General features: G+C 71.0%; 21 protein-coding genes and 1 riboswitch. Of the genes, 11 read left to right on the top strand and 10 right to left on the bottom strand.

Translation table 11 applies throughout. The annotated features are described in order from the left end of the window. The first annotated feature begins 30 nt into the window (after positions 1 to 30). The 3 genes from OG226_RS35435 (at position 31) to OG226_RS35425 (ending at position 3,235) form a co-directional block, all read left to right on the top strand. The gene (locus OG226_RS35435) at positions 31 to 660 is read left to right on the top strand and encodes a TetR/AcrR family transcriptional regulator (protein WP_328683869.1); all 630 of its coding nucleotides are present in this window, start codon (positions 31 to 33) and stop codon (positions 658 to 660) included. A 379-nt stretch (positions 661 to 1,039) separates the two neighbouring features. After that, complete coding sequence (locus tag OG226_RS35430; protein ID WP_329351135.1) at positions 1,040 to 1,678, top strand: DUF4126 domain-containing protein; 639 nt, start codon at positions 1,040 to 1,042, stop codon at positions 1,676 to 1,678. A gap of 45 nt (positions 1,679 to 1,723) precedes the next feature. Next, positions 1,724 to 3,235 (top strand): phytoene desaturase family protein, encoded by a 1,512-nt coding sequence (locus tag OG226_RS35425; RefSeq protein ID WP_329351134.1) that lies wholly within the window; start codon positions 1,724 to 1,726, stop codon positions 3,233 to 3,235. A 3-nt stretch (positions 3,236 to 3,238) separates the two neighbouring features. Here OG226_RS35425 and OG226_RS35420 read toward each other — a convergent pair whose 3' ends face one another. The 6 genes from OG226_RS35420 to OG226_RS35395 all read right to left on the bottom strand — a co-directional run bounded on the left by OG226_RS35420 (position 3,239) and on the right by OG226_RS35395 (position 8,160). Continuing rightward, complete coding sequence (locus OG226_RS35420; protein ID WP_329351133.1) at positions 3,239 to 4,243, bottom strand: SCO2102 family sporulation regulator; 1,005 nt, start codon at positions 4,241 to 4,243, stop codon at positions 3,239 to 3,241. A gap of 56 nt (positions 4,244 to 4,299) precedes the next feature. Then, positions 4,300 to 5,223 carry a methylenetetrahydrofolate reductase [NAD(P)H] gene (gene metF, locus OG226_RS35415; RefSeq protein WP_328683865.1) on the bottom strand — a complete coding sequence of 308 codons (924 nt, stop codon included), beginning with the start codon at positions 5,221 to 5,223 and terminating at the stop codon, positions 4,300 to 4,302. Positions 5,224 to 5,334: 111 nt separating this feature from the next. Continuing rightward, the gene (gene thiE / locus OG226_RS35410) at positions 5,335 to 5,994 is read right to left on the bottom strand and encodes a thiamine phosphate synthase (RefSeq protein WP_329351132.1); all 660 of its coding nucleotides are present in this window, start codon (positions 5,992 to 5,994) and stop codon (positions 5,335 to 5,337) included. 118 nt (positions 5,995 to 6,112) lie between these two features. Next, positions 6,113 to 6,484 (bottom strand): Rv2175c family DNA-binding protein, encoded by a 372-nt coding sequence (locus tag OG226_RS35405; protein ID WP_328683863.1) that lies wholly within the window; start codon positions 6,482 to 6,484, stop codon positions 6,113 to 6,115. 63 nt (positions 6,485 to 6,547) lie between these two features. Then, entirely contained in the window at positions 6,548 to 7,777 is a 1,230-nt protein-coding gene (locus tag OG226_RS35400) for an NAD(P)/FAD-dependent oxidoreductase (protein WP_328683862.1), read from the bottom strand. A gap of 44 nt (positions 7,778 to 7,821) precedes the next feature. After that, positions 7,822 to 8,160 carry a hypothetical protein gene (locus tag OG226_RS35395; protein WP_329351131.1) on the bottom strand — a complete coding sequence of 113 codons (339 nt, stop codon included), beginning with the start codon at positions 8,158 to 8,160 and terminating at the stop codon, positions 7,822 to 7,824. Positions 8,161 to 8,210: 50 nt separating this feature from the next. Next, positions 8,211 to 8,322: riboswitch (TPP riboswitch) on the top strand. Here OG226_RS35395 and thiO point away from each other — a divergent pair. From thiO to OG226_RS35370, 5 genes are all read left to right on the top strand, one after another. Then, entirely contained in the window at positions 8,320 to 9,483 is a 1,164-nt protein-coding gene (gene thiO / locus OG226_RS35390; protein ID WP_329351130.1) for a glycine oxidase ThiO, read from the top strand. Its footprint overlaps the riboswitch before it by 3 nt. Beyond that, a complete protein-coding gene (thiS, locus tag OG226_RS35385; RefSeq protein ID WP_329351129.1) occupies positions 9,480 to 9,680 on the top strand; it encodes a sulfur carrier protein ThiS in 201 nt (66 codons plus the stop codon). Before thiO ends, thiS begins: the two co-directional genes overlap by 4 nt. 3 nt (positions 9,681 to 9,683) lie before the next feature. Next, entirely contained in the window at positions 9,684 to 10,478 is a 795-nt protein-coding gene (locus tag OG226_RS35380) for a thiazole synthase (RefSeq protein ID WP_329351128.1), read from the top strand. Between the two features lie 151 nt (positions 10,479 to 10,629). Then, positions 10,630 to 12,564, top strand: coding sequence for a Stk1 family PASTA domain-containing Ser/Thr kinase (gene pknB, locus OG226_RS35375; RefSeq protein ID WP_329351127.1), 1,935 nt, complete (start codon positions 10,630 to 10,632; stop codon positions 12,562 to 12,564). Between the two features lie 34 nt (positions 12,565 to 12,598). Next, entirely contained in the window at positions 12,599 to 13,492 is an 894-nt protein-coding gene (locus OG226_RS35370; protein WP_328683856.1) for a deoxyribonuclease IV, read from the top strand. A gap of 30 nt (positions 13,493 to 13,522) precedes the next feature. Here OG226_RS35370 and OG226_RS35365 read toward each other — a convergent pair whose 3' ends face one another. Then, positions 13,523 to 14,137, bottom strand: coding sequence for a sulfite oxidase-like oxidoreductase (locus OG226_RS35365; RefSeq protein ID WP_033284432.1), 615 nt, complete (start codon positions 14,135 to 14,137; stop codon positions 13,523 to 13,525). A gap of 159 nt (positions 14,138 to 14,296) precedes the next feature. Here OG226_RS35365 and bfr point away from each other — a divergent pair, with 159 nt between their 5' ends. After that, positions 14,297 to 14,773 carry a bacterioferritin gene (gene bfr / locus OG226_RS35360; protein WP_019062355.1) on the top strand — a complete coding sequence of 159 codons (477 nt, stop codon included), beginning with the start codon at positions 14,297 to 14,299 and terminating at the stop codon, positions 14,771 to 14,773. A gap of 6 nt (positions 14,774 to 14,779) precedes the next feature. Here bfr and OG226_RS35355 read toward each other — a convergent pair whose 3' ends face one another. Both OG226_RS35355 and OG226_RS35350 read right to left on the bottom strand, forming a co-directional pair. After that, a complete protein-coding gene (locus tag OG226_RS35355; protein WP_078623126.1) occupies positions 14,780 to 15,040 on the bottom strand; it encodes a (2Fe-2S)-binding protein in 261 nt (86 codons plus the stop codon). A 152-nt stretch (positions 15,041 to 15,192) separates the two neighbouring features. Beyond that, positions 15,193 to 16,545 (bottom strand): class II 3-deoxy-7-phosphoheptulonate synthase, encoded by a 1,353-nt coding sequence (locus OG226_RS35350; protein ID WP_266767826.1) that lies wholly within the window; start codon positions 16,543 to 16,545, stop codon positions 15,193 to 15,195. An 84-nt stretch (positions 16,546 to 16,629) separates the two neighbouring features. Here OG226_RS35350 and OG226_RS51680 point away from each other — a divergent pair, with 84 nt between their 5' ends. Together OG226_RS51680 and OG226_RS35345 are read left to right on the top strand one after the other, a co-directional pair. Beyond that, positions 16,630 to 16,698: a trp operon leader peptide gene (locus tag OG226_RS51680; RefSeq protein WP_366494400.1), complete on the top strand. Its 69-nt coding sequence runs from the start codon at positions 16,630 to 16,632 to the stop codon at positions 16,696 to 16,698. 96 nt (positions 16,699 to 16,794) lie between these two features. Then, positions 16,795 to 18,675 (top strand): anthranilate synthase family protein, encoded by a 1,881-nt coding sequence (locus tag OG226_RS35345; protein WP_329351126.1) that lies wholly within the window; start codon positions 16,795 to 16,797, stop codon positions 18,673 to 18,675. On the opposite strand, the gene OG226_RS35340 is transcribed toward OG226_RS35345, so the two are convergent. Beyond that, positions 18,627 to 19,622, bottom strand: coding sequence for a 2-hydroxyacid dehydrogenase (locus OG226_RS35340; RefSeq protein WP_328683853.1), 996 nt, complete (start codon positions 19,620 to 19,622; stop codon positions 18,627 to 18,629). The two genes, OG226_RS35345 and OG226_RS35340, sit on opposite strands and share 49 nt — an antisense overlap. Between the last annotated feature and the right edge of the window lie 382 nt (positions 19,623 to 20,004).

Here is a 20,004-nt window from a genome sequence, read left to right as displayed (position 1 = left end):
GCGGGAGCCGGGCCTGTGACAATCAGGCCCATGGAAAGCAGCAGCACCCCGTCGGGCGGCAGCACGCGCCGCGAGGCCACCCGGCAGAAGCTCTACGAGGCGGCCGTCACGCTCATCGCCGAACAGGGCTTCTCGGCCACCACGGTGGACGAGATCGCCGAGCGTGCCGGGGTCGCGAAGGGCACCGTCTACTACAACTTCGCCAGCAAGTCCGTCCTCTTCGAGGAACTGCTGCGGCACGGCGTGGGCCTCCTCACCGCCTCGCTGCGGGAGGCGGCCGAGCAGACCGCGCGGGACGGCGGCAGCAAGGTCGACGCCCTCGACGCGATGGTCCGCGCGGGCCTCGTCTTCATCGCCCGCTACCCGTCCTTCACCCAGCTCTACGTGGCCGAGCTGTGGCGCACCAACCGCGCCTGGCAGTCCACGCTCATGGTGGTGCGGCAGCAGGTGAACGCGGCGATCGAGGACGTGCTGCACGCGGGCGTGGCCAACGGCGAGTTCAGCCCGGAGATCGATGTCCGGCTGACCGCGGCCGCGCTGATCGGCATGGTCGTGGTGGCCGCCCTGGACTGGCAGTCGTTCCAGCCGGAGCGCTCCCTGGACGACGTCCACGCGGCGCTTTCCCGGCTGTTGCAGGGGCGGGTCAGCGGCAACCGCTGACGGCGGCACCCGGACAACGCACACACAGAAGCGCCGGTCCGTTGTGGCCGCGTCCCCCGCGGGCCACCTCGAACCGGCGCTCCCTTGTGCTCCCCCGTACGTTCCCCCTGTCGGAACCCCCGTCGGTCAATCCCAGGGTTCCCCCGTGCCTCGCTTCCGCCGAAGGTTCGGCGGAAGGAGCGGCCAAGGGCGCGGGCCCCGTTCCGCCGCCCCGTGTCGGCGGTTCCGGAGCCGCGCCCCTTTCCGTGCCCCTACTCTCCCGTTCGCGCAGGTCGCACCCCATCCGCGCGCGTACTCATCTCACTCCCTAGGTACGGATACTCAGCCGTACGCACTCAGGCCCAGGACGTCATGTTGCCGAGTGGTTACTATCACCTCCGTGTCCGTACTCCCCCTGGTCTTCACCAGCGGCTGGGCCAGCGGCGTCAACGCGTACGCGGTGGTGCTGCTGCTCGGGATCTTCGGCGCGACCGGAGTGACCGACGCGGTCCCCGAGTCGCTGCAACGCCCTGAGGTCCTCATCACAGCGGGCGTGCTGTTCCTGTGCGAGTCCGTCGCCGACAAAATCCCCTACCTCGACTCCCTGTGGGACTCCGTGCACACGGTGATCCGGCCGGCCGCCGGGGCGTGGGTCGGAGCGGTGCTCGCGGGGCACAGCGGTTCGATGAACGACGTGGTGGCGGGCCTGATCGGCGGTTCGTCGGCGCTGGCCAGCCATACCGTCAAGACCGGGACGCGGATGGCGATCAACACCTCGCCGGAGCCGTTCAGCAACGTGATCATGAGCTTCGCGGAGGATCTCGGCGTCGGCGGGATCGTCTCGTTCGCGATGTTCCATCCCCAGGCGGCGGCGATCATCGCGGCCGTGCTGCTGGTGGCCGGACTCACGGTCCTGTTCTTCCTGATCTCGCGGATCCGACGGTTCCTGCGCCGCCGGGCCCAGCGCCGGGAGGAGAAACGGCTCGCCGCGCAGGTGGGACACCCACCCGGCCGGCCACCGGACCCGCCTCCGTGGTGACAGCCCGTGGCCGGACTGTCAGTGGCGGCCGATAAAGTCGCGGGCATGGCACGGATTGCGGTGATCGGCGCCGGCATGGGCGCGATGGCGGCCGCTGCCCGGCTGGCCGTCGCGGGCCACCGGGTGGCGGTGTACGAGCGTACGGAGACGTACGGCGGTGCGGTGCGCCGCTTCGAGCGGGACGGGTTCTCCTTCGACACCGGCCCCGGTCTGCTGCCCGTGCCCGCGGTCCATCGCGACCTGTTCATCAAGACCGGCAAGGAGCCGCTGGAGGACCTGGTCGAGCTGGTCCAGGTCGACCCGTCCTCCCGGCACGTCTTCGCGGACGGCACGGAGGTGTCGTTGCCGAACGCCTCCCGCGCGGGTGTCGTCACGGCCCTGGACGAGGCCCTGGGCGGCGGCGCGGGGCAGCGCTGGGGCGACTTCCTGATCCGGGCCCGCGAGGCCTGGGACCGCACCCGCAGGCCCCTCCTGGAGGAGCCCTTGTGGACCGACTGGTCGGTGCTGGCCGACCAGGAGCCGTATCCGGCGGTCCCGCACAAGAAGCTGCTGCGCACCCGGCGGGCGGGCACCCTCGCCGAGATCGGCGCCTGGGAGCTGCGCGACGAGCGCCTGACAGCCCTCCTGGAGAGCCACGCGCTCGCGTACGGCCTCGATCCCCGGACCGCACCGGCGAGCGCGGCCGTGCTGCCGTACATGGAGCACGCCTTCGGCACCTGGTATGTGCGGGGCGGCATAAGGGAGTTGGCGCGCGCGGTGTACGAGCGGTGTCTGGCGCGGAGGGTCGAGTTCGTCTTCGGGGCCGAGGTGACGCGCGTGCTGGAGAAGGACGGGCGGGCGGCCGGGGTGGAGCTGGCCGACGGGACGGTGGTCGACGCGGACCATGTCGTCGCGGACGTGGACCCCGCGCGGCTACGGGCCCTGACGGAGCGTCCGCTGGACGAGGACGGGGATGTGCGGGCCGACGCCGACGCACCCCGGCCGGTGCGGTGCGCGCTCCTGCTGGCTCTGCGTGGCCCGCGTGAGGACGGGACCGTTCACCGGACGGTGGTCCATGCCCCGGACCGCGAGGCCGAGTTGGACCTCCTGGCCGCCCCGGGCGGCGACGAGCCACGCTGTCCCACGGTGACGGTGCTGCGCCCCGACGACCCCGCGCTCCGGCCGGACGGTGACCACGAATCCGCGGTGGTGTCCGCCGTGCTCTCGGGCGAGGCCGGCTGGGACGACGAGGGCACGGTCCGGCGGTACACGGACTTCCTCCTGGCAGCCGCCGGACGGGCCGTACCGGGGCTGCGGGAGCGCCTGTTGTGGCACGAGGTGCGTACCCCGGAGCACACGGAGAGTGAGACGGGCTCCCGCTTCGGTGCCGTGCCCGCGCCTTCGCTCGCGGCCGGGCAGGGCCGTTTCCTGCACCCGGCGAACACCACGCGCGTGCCGGGGCTCTACCGGGTCGGCGGCTGGTCCCACCCCGGCGGCGGGCTTCCGCACGCCGGGATGTCAGGAGCGCTGGTCGCCGGGCTGATCGTGGAGGGACCCCAGTTCAAGGGGTCTCAGTAGGCTTCAGAAACGGTACTGCTCGTCGTAGCCGGGGCCCGACTGAGGCTGCTGCTGCGGCTGTTGCTGGCCGTCGCCCTGGTAGGGGTACTGCTGCTCCGGCGGCATTTCGCCGCCGTACGTCTCGTCGTTGCGCTGCTGCGGGACCCACACCCCGCCGGCCGGGGTCTCGCCGCCGTAGCCGCCGTTGCCGTACTGGTCCTGCGTGTAGCCCTGTTGGGGATACTGCTGCTGACCGTCGTAGCCCGTGTCGTAACCGGTGCCGCCGTAGGTCTGGGTGCCGATGTACGGGTCGGAGTAGGCCGCGTACTGCTGCTGGCCGGTCGTGTCGTAGCCGTACTGCTGCTGGTCGTAGCCCGTGTAGGTGTTGTCGTAGCCGTAGTTCTGGTCGGCCGCCGCGTAGGCCTGGTCCTGGGTCTGGCCCGCGGCCGCCGCGGCGTACGCCTGGTCGGTGCCCTCGTAGGTGGGGTCCGTGGCGTTCGCGTACGCGGTGGCGTTGTACACGCCGTAGGAGCCGGTGTCGTCCGGGAGGGGCTGCGGCTCGTAGACCGAGGTGGACTCGGCGGCCGTGGGGGCGACGGAGCGGTTCGGGGTGAACACGTCGTCGCGGTCGTAGTCGTCGTCCTGGCCGTAGGCGGCCTTGTTCTGGCCGTACCCCTGGAAGCCGCTCTCCGCCCCTTGGAGGCCGGAGGCGTCCAGGTTCGGGTCCTGCTCGTCGGGCTCGCCGCGGCGGCGCTTGATGCCGCCCGCGCCCGGTCGGCCGGAGACCGCCCAGCCGGCTTCGAAGCCGCGGCGGAACGACAGCGTGACGTAGGTCTGGCCGACGGCGAACGCCACGGCGCCCAGGGCGATCACGAGGACGGAGGGAATCAGCACTCCGAGGACCACGCCCAGGAAGCCGGCGAAAGCGAGCAGCCGCCAGCGCAGGCGTGCCTTGTACTGCAGCAGCACCTCACCGAGCAACCACAGTGCGACGACGCCGAACGCGATGTAGAGGACCGTCCAGCCCATGTACGCCCCTCTCCCAGTGGCCGCTACGCAGTGTGTCCTATTCCGGAGCGACCGGTCTAGGCCCGCGGTGGGTGGTGCAGGCCCAAGTTCTCGTAGATTTCGAGTGACGCCGTGGAGCTGTTGAGCGTGATGAAGTGAAGTCCGGGGACTCCCTCGGCCAGCAGCCGGGCGCAGAACTCGGTGGCGAACTCGATTCCGATCGAGCGTACAGCGGCCGGATCGTCTTTGGCTGTGAGGATTCGCTCTTTCAGAGCGGGCGGGATGTCGGCATTGCTGAGCTGCGGCAACCGCTCCAGCATCCGCACACTGGTCACCGGCATGACCTCGGGGATGACCGGGGTCCCGCAGCCCGCCGTCTCGACACGGTCGCGCAGCCGGAGATACGACTCGGGTTCGAAGAACATCTGCGTGATCGCGTAGTCGGCGCCGGCCCGGCACTTGTCGACGAAGTGCGCGACGTCCGCGTCCCAGTCCGGGGAGCGCGGGTGCATCTCCGGGAAGGCGGCGACACCGACGCAGAAATCGCCCGACTCCTTGATGAGCCGCACCAGTTCGGCCGCGTACGTCAGCCCCTGCGGGTGCGCGACCCAGTCGGCCATGGGGTCGCCGGGCGGGTCGCCGCGCACGGCGAGGATGTTGCGGATGCCCGCGTCGGCGTACTGGCCGATGATGTTGCGCAGTTCGGCGACGGAGTGGTTCACCGCGGTGAGGTGGGCGACCGGGGTGAGCGTGGTGTCGGCGACGATCTGCTCGGTCTCCCGGACGGTGCCCGCGCGGGTCGAGCCGCCGGCGCCGTAGGTCACCGAGACGAAGTCGGGGGCGACCGCCTCGACCCGTCGCAACGCGCTCCACAGGTTCCGCTCGCCCTTGGGGGTCTTCGGCGCGGAGAACTCGAACGAGTAGGTCGCTTTGCCGGTCGCGAGCATGTCCCGCACGGTTCGTGCGCGATCAGTCCTGGTCGATGCGGTTCCGAAGGCCATACCCGCAGGTTAGTCAGGGGGCGGCGGTCACCCAACCGGAAGCGGGAATTTGCCTGGTTTGTCGCCCTCTTGTCCACCCATCGGACAACAGCCCGACTTCCTGGACGCCTGTCAGAGCTGCCGCAGCCGCTTCGCGAACTCCGCCGCCGCCGCGCCGGGGTCGCCGGCCTCCGTGATCGCCCGTACGACGACGACCCGGCGGGCGCCCGCTTCGAGGACCTCGTCGAGGGTGCCGAGGTCGATGCCGCCGATGGCGAACCAGGGGCGGTCGGTGCCCAGGGCTGCCGTGTACCGGACCAGGTCGAGGCCTGGGGCGTGGCGGCCGGGCTTGGTGGGGGTGGGCCAGCAGGGGCCCGTGCAGAAGTAGTCCACGCCCTCCTGGACGGCGGCCGCCGCCGCTTCGGACTCGGCGTGCGTGGAGCGGCCGATCAGGATGTCGTCGCCGAGGATCGCGCGGGCCGCGGGGACCGGGAGGTCGCCCTGGCCCAGGTGCAGGACGTCGGCGCCGGAGGCGTGGGCGACGTCCGCGCGGTCGTTCACCGCGAGCAGCCTTCCGTGCCGGGCGCAGGCGTCCGCGAACACCTGGAGGTGCTCCAGCTCCTCGGCGGCCTCCATGCCCTTGTCGCGCAGCTGCACGATGTCGACCCCGCCGGCCAGGACGGCGTCCAGGAACTCCGGGAGGTCGCCCTGGCGCCGACGGGCGTCCGTGCAGAGGTAGACCCGGGCGTCGGCGAGTTCCGCGCGGGCGGCGGCTGGGGCGGTGTCGGGCATGGGTGTGTCCCCCGTTGTCCTGCTCGTCGTGTGGTGGTGTCGCGGACGGGCCGCGGGCAGGGCCTGTTCAGGCAGGCCCTCGCGTCGCCGCGGCCCGTACAGCGGTCGGTCGTGCGGGTCAGACGGCGAGCGCCTGGGCGCGGCGCTTCACCTCCGTGCCGCGATTCTCACTCAGCGCCTGCGCGGGGGTGCCGGGCAGGCTGGGGTCGGGGGTGAAGAGCCATTCGAGCATCTCTTCGTCGGAGAAGCCGTCGTCCCGCAGCAGCGTCAGGGTCCCCGTGAGGCCCTTGACGACCTTCTGCTCGACCCCGTCGATGAAGGCGGCGGGGACGTGCAGCGCGCGGTTCTCACCACGGCGTACGGCGATGACTTGGCCGTCCTTGACCAGCTGCCGCACGCGTGTCACCTCGATATCGAACATTTCTGCGATGTCGGGCAGCGTGAGCCAGGCGGGGACGAGAGCATCGATCTTTGCGTCAATCTCGGTCACGTAAACAGCGTGCCATCCCGGACTGACAGTCGGAAGTCGGGCCGGTCCGACCCGGGGGACGAACTAGGCGATAGCCGCCTTCATCGGCAGAGAAGCATCGGCTAGCAGTGCGTGATCCATGGGCGTGGCCGACTCGATCAGGCGGCGGCCCTGGGCCAGGTCACGGGGGCGGCCGACCGCGAGGAGGGCCACCAGACGGTCCTCGCGCAGCCAGCAGACGCTCCACGCGGGGTTGGCCGGGTCGCCGCGCCACAGGGTGGTGTCGGCGGACGCGTGATGGCCGGCGTACTGGACGAAGCGGCCGAACTGCTCCGACCAGAAGTACGGCACCGGGTCGTACAGCGCCGGGATCTCGCCCACGATGTTCGCGGCGACCGTGCGCGGCCCCTGGAGGGCGTTGTCCCAGTGGTGGACCAGAAGGCGCTCGCCGTACCTTCCCGAGGGGAAGGAGGCGCAGTCGCCGACCGCGTACACGTCCGGCACCGAGGTGCGCAGCCCGGCGTCCGCCAGGACCTCGCGGTGCGCGCCCAGTTCGATGCCGGAGCCCGCCAGCCAGGCGGTGGCGGGGCGGGCGCCGATGCCGACCACGACGGCGCCCGCGGGCAGCCGTGAGCCGTCGTCGAGGACCACCTCGCCGGGTTCGACGTGCGCCACGCGTGCGTGCGTCCGCAGCGAGGCTCCGGCGGCGGCGTACCAGGCGGCCATCGGCGCGGCCACCTCGGCGGGCAGCGCCCCCGCGAGCGGTCGGTCGGCGGCTTCCACGACGGTCACCGCGCAGCCCGCCTCGCGCGCGGCCGTGGCGAACTCGGCGCCGATCCAGCCCGCGCCGACCACCACGATGTCGTGCTGCCGCGCGAGCACCGGCCGCAGCCGCTCGGCGTCGTCCAGGGTGCGCAGCAGATGCACGCCGGGAATGCCGTCGGCGCCCGGCAGCCGGATCGGTTCGGCACCGGTCGCGAGCACGAGGACGTCGTAGGGCACCGGGCCCTCGGCGGTGTCCAGTTCGTGGTCGGCCGGGCGCACGCCCACCACCTCGCGCCCCAGCCGCACCTCGATGCCGAGCGCCTCGAAGTCGACGTCGAAGGCGGAGCCCTCGGCCTTGCCGAGCAGCACGGCCTTGGACAGCGGGGGCCGGTCGTACGGCTGATGGGGTTCCGCGCCGATCAGGGTGACGGTGCCGGTGAAGCCCTGCTCCCGTAGCGCGACCGCGGTCTGCACCCCGGCCATGCCCGCGCCGACGACGACCACGCGCCGCCCTGCCACCGTGCCCTGGTCCCGCGTCTGCTCGCTCACTCGATCACCATAGACACCTGACAATTCGTCAGTCAGCGGGCGCGTCAGGTGACCTGTTCCACAGTGCTGGTCCCGTTTCCCTCCTGGGACTCCCACTCCCAGGACTCGTCGAGGCGAATGCGGCCGTCGGGCAACTCGACCACTTCGGACACGCAGTGCCCGGAGGACGTCGTCCCGTCCGTCTTCAACTGCACGTACCGGAAGTCGATCCGGTCCCCCGCGCGCGTGCCGACGAGACGCCCCCGTACGACGTCGCCGCCCGCGTACTCGGCCCAGATCTCGCCGTCCTCCTCGTGGTACGCGAACCGGGTGCGCGTACCGACCTGACCTGGGGCCTGGTCCGCGACAGGGGCGAGGACGAGACCGTCGAGCGAGCGGGCCATGGACGAAGGCTCCCTTACTGGCGCACAAAGCACGGGCTAGGGTGGCCGAGTAAAGCACTCGCGGGAGTCCGGACGTACCGGGCTGAGAGGGAGGCTGGCGGCCTCCGACCGTACGAACCTGATCCGGGTCATGCCGGCGAAGGGAGGGGCTGGACGCCCATGCCTACACGTACGTCAGACGTCCTCGTCGTCGGGGGCGGGATCATCGGCCTGGTCACAGCCTGGCGCGCGGCCCAACGCGGCTTCTCCACGGCCGTGTTGGACCCGGAGCCGGGCGGCGGGGCCGCCCAGGTGGCCGCCGGGATGCTGGCCGCCGTCACCGAGCTCCACCACGGCGAGCAGACCCTGCTCGCCCTCAACCTGGCCTCGGCGGACCGCTACCCGGACTTCGCGGCCGAGCTGACCGACCTCACCGGCCTCGACCTCGGCTACCGCCGCTGCGGCACGCTGGCCGTCGCCCTGGACGCAGACGACCGGGCCCATCTGCGCGAACTGCACGCCCTGCAGCACCGGTCGGGGCTCGACTCCGAGTGGTTGTCGGGGCGCGAGTGCCGACGCCTGGAGCCGATGCTCGCGCCCGGCGTGCGCGGGGGGCTCAGGGTCGACGGGGACCACCAGGTCGACCCGCGGCGGCTGGCGGGCGCGCTGGTGGCCGCCTGCGAGCGCGCCGGGGTCGTCTTCCACCGGACCTGGGTCGAGCGGCTCACGGTCGGGCGGGACCGCGCCACGGGGGTCGTCACGCGCGAGGACGTCGCCCTCGCCGCGGACCAGGTGGTGCTCGCGGGCGGCAGCCTCAGCGGACAGCTGGAGGGGGTCCCGAACGACGTCCTGCCGCCCGTACGGCCCGTGAAGGGGCAGGTGCTGCGGCTGACCGTGCCGGAGCGTCACGCGCCGTTCCTGAGCCGGACCGTGCGGGCCGTGGTGCGTGGCAGCCAGGTGTACCTGGTGCCGCGCGAGAACGGCGAGCTGGTCGTCGGCGCCACCAGCGAGGAACTGGGCTGGGACACCACCGTGACGGCCGGCGGCGTCTACGAACTGCTGCGCGACGCCCACGAGTTGGTGCCCGGGATCACCGAACTCCCGCTCACCGAGACCCGGGCCGGACTGCGCCCCGGCTCCCCCGACAACGCACCCCTGCTCGGCCCGACGGCCCTGCCGGGACTGCTGCTGGCCACCGGGCACTACCGCAACGGCGTGCTGCTCACCCCGGTCACCGGCGACGCCCTGGCGCACGCGCTCAGCACCGGTGAACTCCCGGACGAGGCACGGCCGTTCACCCCGAAGCGGTTCGCCCGCACGGACCTCGTGGAGCAGCCCGCATGAACATCTCCGTCAACGGCGAACACCAGGAGGTCGCTCCCGGCACGCCCCTGGACGCGCTCGTACGGTCCCTCACCCCGGCTCCCTCCGGTGTGGCCGCCGCCCTCAACGAAACCGTCGTCCCGCGCGCGGAGTGGCAATCGACGTCCCTCTCCGAGGGAGACCGCGTCGAGGTCCTCACCGCTGTCCAAGGAGGCTGACCCATGGCCGACGACCCCTTCCTCCTCGGTGGTACGTCCTTCACGTCCCGGCTGATCATGGGCACCGGCGGTGCGCCCAGCCTCGACGTCCTGGAGCGCGCGCTGGTGGCCTCCGGTACGGAGCTGACGACGGTCGCGATGCGGCGCGTCAACGCTTCCGTGCACGGCTCGGTGCTGTCTGTCCTGGAGCGGCTCGGCATCCAGGTGCTGCCCAACACCGCGGGCTGCTTCACGGCGGGCGAGGCGGTGTTGACGGCGCGGCTGGCGCGGGAGGCGCTGGGGACCGCGCTGATCAAACTCGAAGTGATCGCGGACGAGCGCACGTTGCTGCCCGACCCGATCGAACTCCTCGACGCCGCCGAGACCTTGGTCGACGACGGCTTCACCGTGCTGCCGTACACGAACGACGATCCCGTGCTGGCGCGGAAGCTGGAGGACGTCGGGTGTGCGGCCGTCATGCCGCTCGGGTCGCCGATCGGGTCCGGGCTCGGGATCCGCAACCCGCACAACTTCCAGCTGATCACCGAGCACGCGCGCGTGCCGGTGATTCTGGACGCGGGGGCGGGTACGGCGTCCGACGCGGCGTTCGCGATGGAGCTGGGGTGTGCCGGTGTGATGCTTGCCTCAGCGGTGACGCGGGCGCAGGAGCCGGTGTTGATGGCGTCGGCCATGCGGAGCGGGGTGGAGGCGGGCCGGCTGGCGTTCCGGGCGGGGCGTATCCCCCGCCGGCATTTCGCCGAGGCGTCCTCCCCGACAACCGGTGTGGCCTGCCTGGACCCGGAACGCCCCGCCTTCTGAATCTCCCGCCCACGCACCACCCGCCGAGCCGCACAGCCCGGCCTCGGACACCCGCTCCACCATGAGGTATCCGTCACAGGTCGGCTGCAGTACCGCCTCGAAACCGGGCGAAAAGGCTGCCCTTTCAGCCTTGGCTCGTACACTCACCTGCGTGGATACGACCCTTCATGACCCTCTCGTCGGGCAGTTGCTCGACGGCCGCTATCGCGTCGACGCGCGGATCGCCGTCGGCGGGATGGCCACGGTCTACCGGGCCGTGGACACCCGCCTGGACCGGGTTCTCGCGCTCAAGGTGATGCACCCGACGCTGGCGGCCGACGCCCACTTCGTGGACCGGTTCATCCGCGAGGCGAAGTCCGTGGCGCGGCTGGCGCATCCGAACGTGGTGCAGGTCTTCGACCAGGGCGCCGACCGGTCGTACGTCTATCTGGCGATGGAGTACGTCGCCGGCTGCACCCTGCGGGACGTGCTGCGCGAGCGCGGGGCGCTGCAGCCGCGGGCCGCGCTGGACATCCTGGAGCCGGTGCTGGCCGCGCTCGGCGCAGCGCACCGGGCCGGGTTCGTGCACCGGGACATGAAGCCGGAGAACGTGCTCATAGGGGACGACGGCCGGGTCAAGGTCGCCGACTTCGGGCTGGTCAGGTCCGTCGACACGAACACCAGCACCACGGGGGCCGTGCTCGGCACGGTGTCGTATCTCGCGCCGGAGCAGATCGAGGGCAGCACCGCCGACCCCCGGGTCGACGTGTACGCGTGCGGTGTCGTCCTGTACGAGATGCTCACCGGCCAGAAGCCGCACGACGGGGACTCCGCCGCGATCGTGCTCTACAAGCACCTGCACGAGGACGTCCCGCCGCCCTCGGCGCAGGTGCCGGGGCTGGCGTACGAGCTGGACGAGCTGGTCGCCACCGCCACCGCGCGCACCCCCGACCTGCGGCCGTACGACGCGGTCGCGCTGTTCGGTCTGGTCCGCGAGGCGCGGTCGGGGCTGAGCACCGAGCAGCTGGACGCGGTGCCGCCGCAGGCGCTGACCGTGGAGCATCCCAACGCCGAGAACCGTACGAGTGTGATCCCGCGCTCGCTGACCGTGCCGCGTCCGCTGCCGGTCAACGAGGACGACGAGCCCGGTGACCGGTTCAACCGGACCAGCCGGTTCGAGAGCGGGCCGCCGCTGCCGCCCCGGCGGCGCGAGGCACGGCGGCCCCGGCGCGGGCTGCTGGCGATCGTCGCCGCCCTGCTGCTGATCGTCGGGGTCGGGACAGGGGTCTGGTACATCAACTCCGGCCAGTTCACCAAGGTCCCGCCGCTGCTGGCGAAGACCGAGGCGCAGGCGCGGGAGCGGCTGGAGGACGCCGGTCTCGACGTCAAGAAGGTCGACCACGAGTACAGCGACACCGTGAAGCGCGGCACGGTCATCAGCACCGACCCGGAGTCCGGCGCCCGCATCCGGAACAACGACTCGGTGGCCCTGACCGTCTCGGACGGCCCGGAGACCGTGAACGTCCCCGACCTGACGGGCACCCGCCTGACCAAGGCGCAGACCCTGCTGAAGCAGGACGGGCTGGCGGCCGGCATGGTCACCAGGGAGTTCAGCGACGACGTCCCCAAGGGCTTCGTGATCAGCACGGACCCGCAGGCGGGCACCAAGCGCCACGCGGGCTCGGCGATAGCCCTGACCGTCAGCAAGGGCAGCGCGATCGACGTGCCCGACGTCACCGGCGAGGACCTGGACGACGCGAAGTCGGACCTCCAGGAAGCCGGCCTGAAGGTGACGGTGTCGGACACCGAGATCACCTCGGAGTACGACGCGGGCCAGGTCGCCCAGCAGACCCCGGCCGGCGACGGCCAGGCCGCCGAGGGCGACACGGTGACGCTGACCCTGTCCAAGGGCCCGGAGATGGTCGAGGTCCCGAGCGTGGTCGGCGCGAGCGTCGACGCCGCGACGAAGCTCCTTGAGCAGTCCGGCTTCAAGGTGAAGGAGGACCGGGGCCTGCTCGGTCTGTTCGGCGACACCGTGAAGGGCCAGTCCGTGGACGCGGGCGAACAGGCCGCCAAGGGGTCGACGATCACGATCACCATCCGGTGACGGGGGCGGCACGCGCGCGTGACACCCTGGACGGGTGAGCAGCGAGTCCCCTTCCAGCGCCCCCGAGTTCCCCTCCCGCAACCCGGTCGGCGGCCATGTCCCGGTCGCCGGCGGCCTCCACTCCGTGGGCCTGTCCTACGCCCGTGAGCTGGCCGCCGAGACCGTGCAGGTCTTCGTCGCCAATCCGCGCGGCTGGGCCACACCGGTCGGGAACCCGCGCCAGGACGAGGAGTTCCGCGCGGTCTGCGAGGCCGAGTCGATCCCGGCGTACGTGCACGCCCCGTACCTGATCAACTTCGGCTCGCACACCGAGGCCACCGTGGAGAAGTCCGTCGATTCGCTACGGCACTCGCTGCGGCGCGGGCGGGAGATCGGCGCGCTCGGTGTCGTCGTGCACACCGGGAGCGCGACGGGCGGTCGGGAGCGGTCGGTGGCGCTGGCCCAGGTGCGGGAGCATCTGCTGCCGCTGCTGGACGAGTTGACCCATGACGACGACCCGTTCCTGCTCCTGGAGTCGACGGCCGGGCAGGGCTCGTCCCTCTGCTCCCGGACCTGGGACTTCGGCCCGTACTTCGAGGCACTGGACGCCCACCCGAAGCTGGGCGTGTGCCTGGACACGTGCCACATCTTCGCCGCCGGGCACGACCTGACCGGCCCGAGCGGTATGCACCAGACCCTCGACCTGCTGGTGGACACGGTCGGCGAGGGGCGGCTGAAACTGATCCACGCCAACGACTCCAAGGACGTCGTCGGCGCCCACAAGGACCGGCACGAGAACATCGGCTCCGGCCATATCGGCGAGGATCCGTTCCGCGCCCTGATGACCCACCCGGCGACCGCGGGCGTACCGCTGATCATCGAGACGCCCGGCGGCAAGGAAGGACACGCGGCGGACGTGGAGCGGCTGAAGAAGCTCCGGGACGCGTAGCCCCGAGAGGCTCACAACCCCCGCGGGGGCTTACAGCTCCGGGCCCTCGCCGGGTCCTTCCTGGTACGAGTACCGCTGCTCCTGCCAGGGATCGCCCACGTTGTGATATCCGCGCTCCTCCCAGAACCCCCGCCGGTCCGCCGTCATGTACTCGACGCCCCGGACCCACTTCGGGCCCTTCCAGGCGTACAGGTGGGGGACGACCAGGCGGAGCGGGAAGCCGTGTTCCGCGGTGAGGAGTTCGCCGTCCTTGTGGGTGGCGAAGATGGTGCCGTCGGCGGCGAAGTCGGCGAGGCGGAGGTTGGCGCTGAAGCCGTACTCGGCCCAGACCATGACGTGCGTGACCGTCGGCGCGGGCGGGGCGGTGTCCAGGATCGTGCGGGCGGGGATGCCGCCCCATTCGGCGCCGAGCATGCTGAACTTCGTGACGCAGTGCAGGTCGGCCACTACCGAGTCGTAGGGCAGGGCAGTGAACTCGTCGTGGTTCCAGCAGTGCTTGTCGCCGTCCGCCGTGGCGCCGAAGACCCTGAACTCCCAGCGCTCGGGGCGGAACTTGGGCACCGGGCCGTAGTGCGTGACCGGCCAGCCGCGCTGGAGCCGCTGGCCCGGCGGAAGCTCGGACTGTTCGACCCCTCTCTGACCCATGACTCCATCCTGACAGACCGGGGGCGGTGCACATGACCGGCTCTGGGCGGATTAGGGCAACTCCTACTAAGCATGCACTTACTGGACGACGTCTTCGCGCCGGTGCAATCATGCGGCGCAACCCGCCAGTTCCCCCCGTTTTTGGAAGGAGCCTCTGCGATGCAGGGCGACCCCGAGGTCCTTGAATTCCTGAACGAGCAGCTCACCGGCGAGCTGACCGCGATCAACCAGTACTGGCTGCACTACCGCATCCAGGACAACAACGGCTGGACCAAGCTCGCCAAGTACACGCGTGAAGAGTCCATCGATGAGATGAAGCACGCGGACAAGATCACCGAGCGCATCCTGATGCTCGACGGCCTGCCGAACTACCAGCGGCTGTTCCACGTCCGGGTCGGCCAGACGGTCACCGAGATGTTCCAGGCGGACCGGCAGGTGGAGGTCGAGGCGATCGACCGCCTCAAGCGCGGGATCGAGGTGATGCGCACGAAGGGCGACATCACGTCGGCCAACATCTTCGAGGACATCCTTGAGGACGAGGAGCACCACATCGACTACCTCGACACACAGCTCCAGCTGATCGAGCAGCTCGGCGAGGCGCTGTACATCGCGCAGCAGATCGAGCAGCCCAGCTAGAGCCTGCTAGGCAGCGTCTTCCAGATCGGCCATCGCGGCCACTCCGGTCAGCTCGGTGAGTATCGACTCGCCCTGGTCGGCCGCCTCACGGCGCGGACAGGCGCCCCGGCCCAGCAGGGCCTGGATACGGCGTACGCACGACCCGCAGTCGGTGCCCGCCTTGCAGGCCGACGCGATCTGCCGGGGGGTGCAGGCACCGCCCTCCGCGTGCTTCGCCACCTGCGCCTCGGTCACACCGAAGCAGTTGCAGACGTACACGCGGGTCACCTCCCGGGCGGGATCGAAGGTCGTCGTGCCATCCCGATAATCGGTGAGGCTAACCTAACCTTACCCGCCGCGCAGGAGCCGCAAAAGTGCCGTGGGGCGGGGATCGTATGTGATCCCCGCCCCACGGCACACTGCTGTAACAGGCGAAACGGCTACTGGTCCCTGTACATCTCGGCGACGAGGAAGGCCAGGTCAAGCGACTGGCTGCGGTTGAGACGCGGGTCGCAGGCCGTCTCGTAACGCTGGTGCAGGTCGTCGACGAAGATCTCGTCGCCGCCGCCCACGCACTCGGTGACATCGTCACCCGTGAGCTCCACGTGGATGCCGCCCGGGTGGGTGCCGAGGCCCTTGTGGACCTCGAAGAAGCCCTTCACCTCGTCGAGCACGTCGTCGAAGCGGCGGGTCTTGTGACCGGAGGCCGCCTCGTACGTGTTGCCGTGCATCGGGTCGGTGATCCACGCCACGGTCGCGCCGGACGCGGTGACCTTCTCGACCAGCTCGGGCAGCTTGTCGCGGACCTTGTCCGCGCCCATCCGCACGATGAAGGTGAGGCGGCCGGGCTCGCGGTCCGGGTCGAGGCGCTCGATGTACTGCAGCGCGTCCTCGGCGGTCGTCGTCGGGCCGAGCTTGATGCCGATCGGGTTGCGGATCTGGGAGGCGAACTCGATGTGCGCGCCGTCCAGTTGACGGGTGCGCTCGCCGATCCACACCATGTGCCCGGAGACGTCGTAGAGCCGGCCGGTGCGGGAGTCGACCCGGGTCAGGGCCGATTCGTAGTCCAGCAGGAGCGCCTCGTGCGAGGAGTAGAACTCGACGGTCTTGAACTCCTCCGGGTCCGTCCCGCAGGCCCGCATGAAGTTCAGCGCGCTGTCGATCTCGCGCGCGAGCTGCTCGTAGCGCTGGCCGGACGGGGACGACTTCACGAAGTCCTGGTTCCAGGCGTGCACCTGGCGCAGATCGGCGTAACCGCCGGTGGTGAAGGCGCGGACCAGGTTGAGCGTGGACGCGGACGCGTTGTACATCCGCTTCAGGCGCTCGGGGTCCGGGATACGGGACTTCTCGTCGAAGGCGAAGCCGTTGACCGAGTCGCCGCGGTACGTCGGCAGGGTCACGCCGTCACGGGTCTCGGTGCCCTTGGAGCGCGGCTTCGAGTACTGGCCGGCGATGCGGCCGACCTTCACGACCGGCACGGAGGCGGCGTACGTGAGGACGGCGCCCATCTGGAGCAGGGTCTTCAGCTTGTTGCGGATGTGGTCGGCCGACACCGCGTCGAAGGCCTCGGCGCAGTCGCCGCCCTGGAGGAGGAACGCCTCTCCCTTGGCGACGGCCGCCAACCGGGCGCGCAGCTGGTCGCACTCGCCCGCGAAGACGAGCGGCGGATACGACTCAAGGTCCGCGATCACTGCGCGCAGAGCCTCGGTGTCGGGGTACTCGGGCTGCTGCGCCGCGGGCAGGTCTCGCCAGGTGTTGCCAGCGCTGGCGCTGGTCTTAGCGTTCACGGTCACGCCCTCAACATTACGGGGTCGTGTCGAGCTATTTTCGCGCGGCTCGACAGGTGAGACACCCTCACGCTCAGGTGCGCGTGGGGTATGGTGCCCCCCATGTTCGCGCATTCGACCCGTAACTGGTGGTGGACCGCTCATCCGGCGGCCCACTGACTGCGCGTACTCCCAGTACTCCGCGAAGGCCGCCCGAGGGGCGGCCTTCGGTGTGTCCGGGGTCCGTTCCTCTCCACGAGAAGGAACCAAGGACCCATGCATCTGGACGACCTGCTCCGCGATCCCCGCCCGTTCGCCCTGCTGCGCCGTCGCACCCCGGGCCACGACCAGGACGTGATCGAGGTCATGCTCGGCCCGGTCGCCTCCTACCACCGCCTCGCCGACCTCCCGGCCGAGGGCCTGGCCCTGGTCCCCTACCGCCAGATCCGCGAGCGCGGCTTCGACGTCCGCGACGACGGCACGCCCCTGGCCTTCCTCACGCCCGAGGAGTCGTACGAGATCCCGCTCGCCGACGCGCTGGCACAGCTGCCCGCGCACGACGTGCGGGTCGAGGGCGGTGGCTTCGACGTGGACGACGAGGCCTACGGCGAGATCGTCGGGCGGGTGCTGCGGGAGGAGATCGGGCGGGGCGAGGGCGCCAACTTCGTCATCCGGCGGACGTACGAGGGCGAGATCCCGGGGTACGGCAGGGCCGAGGCGCTGGCGTTGTTCCGGCGGCTGCTGGTCGGGGAGCGGGGCGCGTACTGGACGTTCGTCGTGCACACGGGCGAGCGGACGCTGGTCGGGGCCAGCCCTGAGGTGCACGTCCGGATGTCCGGCGGGACCGTGGTCATGAACCCGATCAGCGGGACGTACCGGTATCCGGCCGAGGGGCCGACGCCCGAGCATCTGCTCTCCTTCCTCGCCGACGGCAAGGAGATCGAGGAGCTGTCGATGGTCGTCGACGAGGAGCTCAAGATGATGTGCACGGTCGGCGACATGGGCGGGGTCGTGATCGGGCCTCGGCTGAAGGAGATGGCCCATCTCGCGCACACCGAGTACGAGTTGCGCGGCCGGTCCTCGCTGGACGTGCGCGAGGTCCTGAAGGAGACGATGTTCGCGGCGACCGTCACCGGCTCGCCCGTGCAGAACGCCTGCCGGGTCATCGAGCGGCACGAGGTCGGCGGGCGCGGCTACTACGCCGGTGCGCTGGCCCTGCTCGGCCGCGACTCCGGAGGCGCCCAGACCCTCGACTCCCCCATCCTCATCCGCACCGCCGACATCGACCCGGCCGGGCGGCTGCGGGTGCCGGTCGGCGCCACCCTGGTCCGCGGTTCGGACCCGGCGAGCGAGGTCGCGGAGACCCACGCGAAGGCGGCGGGGGTCCTGGCGGCGCTCGGCGTACGACCGTCCCGGCCGCGGAACGAGGACGCCCGCCCCCGGCTGGCCGACGACCCGCGCGTGCGTGCCGCGCTCGACGGTCGGCGTTCCTCGTTGGCCCCCTTCTGGCTGCGGATGCAGGAGCGGTCCGAGGAACTGAGCGGGCACGCGCTGGTCGTGGACGGGGAGGACACCTTCACGGCGATGCTGGCGCATGTGCTGCGGTCGAGCGGGCTCGACGTGACCGTCCGGCGGTACGACGAGGAGGGGCTGCGGGAGGCGGTGCTCGCGCACGAGGGGCCCGTGGTGCTGGGCCCCGGGCCGGGCGACCCCTCGGACACGGCCGACCCGAAGATGCGGTTCCTGCGCGCGCTGACCGCCGAGGTCCTCCGGGCGAACCGGCACGGCGTCCTCGGCGTGTGCCTCGGACACGAGCTGATCGCGGCGGAGCTGGGCCTGGACATCGTACGGAAGGAGGTTCCGTACCAGGGGGCGCAGACGGTGATCGACCTGTTCGGGCGGGAGGAGACCGTCGGCTTCTACAACAGCTTCGTGGCGCGGTGTGACGACGAGGCGCTGGGTGAGCTGGCCGCGCACGAGGTCGAGGTGAGCCGGAGCGAGACCGGGGAGGTGCACGCTGTGCGGGCTCCTGGCTTCGCGTCGGTCCAGTTCCATCCGGAGTCGGTGCTGACGCTCAACGGGGCCGCCGTCGTACGGGAGTTGATGGGTCAGTTGCGCGGGACGAGCACGTTCTCGGAGCGACGGCCGGCCATGTAGTCGAGGACGTTTCGGACGGTGGCGTCGATGATCTGGGTGACGGCGTCCTGGGTGTAGTACGCCTGGTGGGAGGTGACCAGGACGTTCGGGAAGGTGACCAGGCGGGCCAGGGTGTCGTCGTCGACGGCCTCCAGGGACTTGTCGAGGAAGAACAGGCCCGCCTCCGCCTCGTAGACGTCCAGTCCCACGCCCGTGAAGCGGCCCTCGCGGAGTTCGGCGACGAGGGCCGCGGTGTCGATCAGGCCGCCGCGGCTGGAGTTGACCAGGATCGCGTCGTCCTTCATCAGCTTCAGGGCGTCCGCGTCGATGAGCCGCTGGGTGGCCGGCATCAGCGGGACGTGCAGGGTGACGAGGTCGGACTCGGCGAGGAGCTGGTCCTTGGGGACGTAGGCCATGCCGAGTTCCACGCAGGCCGGGTTCTCGGTGACGTCCCAGCCGAGCAGACGCATCCCGAAGCCGTGGGCGATCCGGGTGAACGCCTCGCCGATCTTGCCGGTGCCGAGGACTCCGACGGTACGACCGCGCAGGTCGCGGCCCATCAGACCGTCGAGCCGGAAGTCGAAGTCGCGGGTGCGGGTCGCCGCGCGGACGATACGGCGGTTCACGGCCGTCGCGAGGGTCCAGGCGAACTCGGCGACGGAGTACGGGGAGTAGGAGGAGACGCGGGCGACCGTGAGGCCGAGGCCTTCGGCCACGTCGAGGTCGATGTTGTTGAAGCCGGTGGAGCGCTGGGCGATGAGCAGGGTGCCGCCGGCCGCGAGGGTCTGGAGGACACGGGGGTTCAGGTCGGCGTTGACACTGGTGGAGACGATCTCGTGCCCGGCGGCGATCGGCGCGGTGTCCTCGTCGAGGAAGACGCCCAGACAGCGGATCTCGTGACGCCCGGCGAACGCCCTCTCGATCAGCGGCTTCTCGTCGGCCTGGACGCCGAAGGCAAGAATCTCCACGAGCGCTCCCGTTCTGTGCTGTTATGGGCAGAATATACGACCCATAACCGCACAGTGCCGATCCGGTAGACCCCGCCGAACCGGGCTTTTCGGGCCGCTCTGCGGAGCCGGCCGGATCAGCCGGTTCGGCCCGTTCAACCCGTTCCGCCGGGTGCCGCAGGCGCCGCGACCGCCGCCACTGCGGGCGGTTCAGCTGGATCCGACCCTTCAGCCCCCTCCGCCCGATCAACCAGCTCGACCCATTCCGCCGAGTACCGCGAGCGCCGCCGCCACTGTGCGCGGTTCAAGCGGATCCGACCCTTCAGCCCCCTCCGCCCGATCGACCAGCTCGACCCATTCCGCCAGGTACCGCGAGCGCCGCCGCCACTGTGCGCGGTTCAAG

It is taken from the genome of Streptomyces sp. NBC_01261, from assembly GCF_036226385.1.
Taxonomy (GTDB): domain Bacteria; phylum Actinomycetota; class Actinomycetes; order Streptomycetales; family Streptomycetaceae; genus Streptomyces.
The sequence above is the reverse complement of the archived record's forward strand: the minus strand, read 5'-3'. Positions and strand labels throughout refer to the sequence as shown.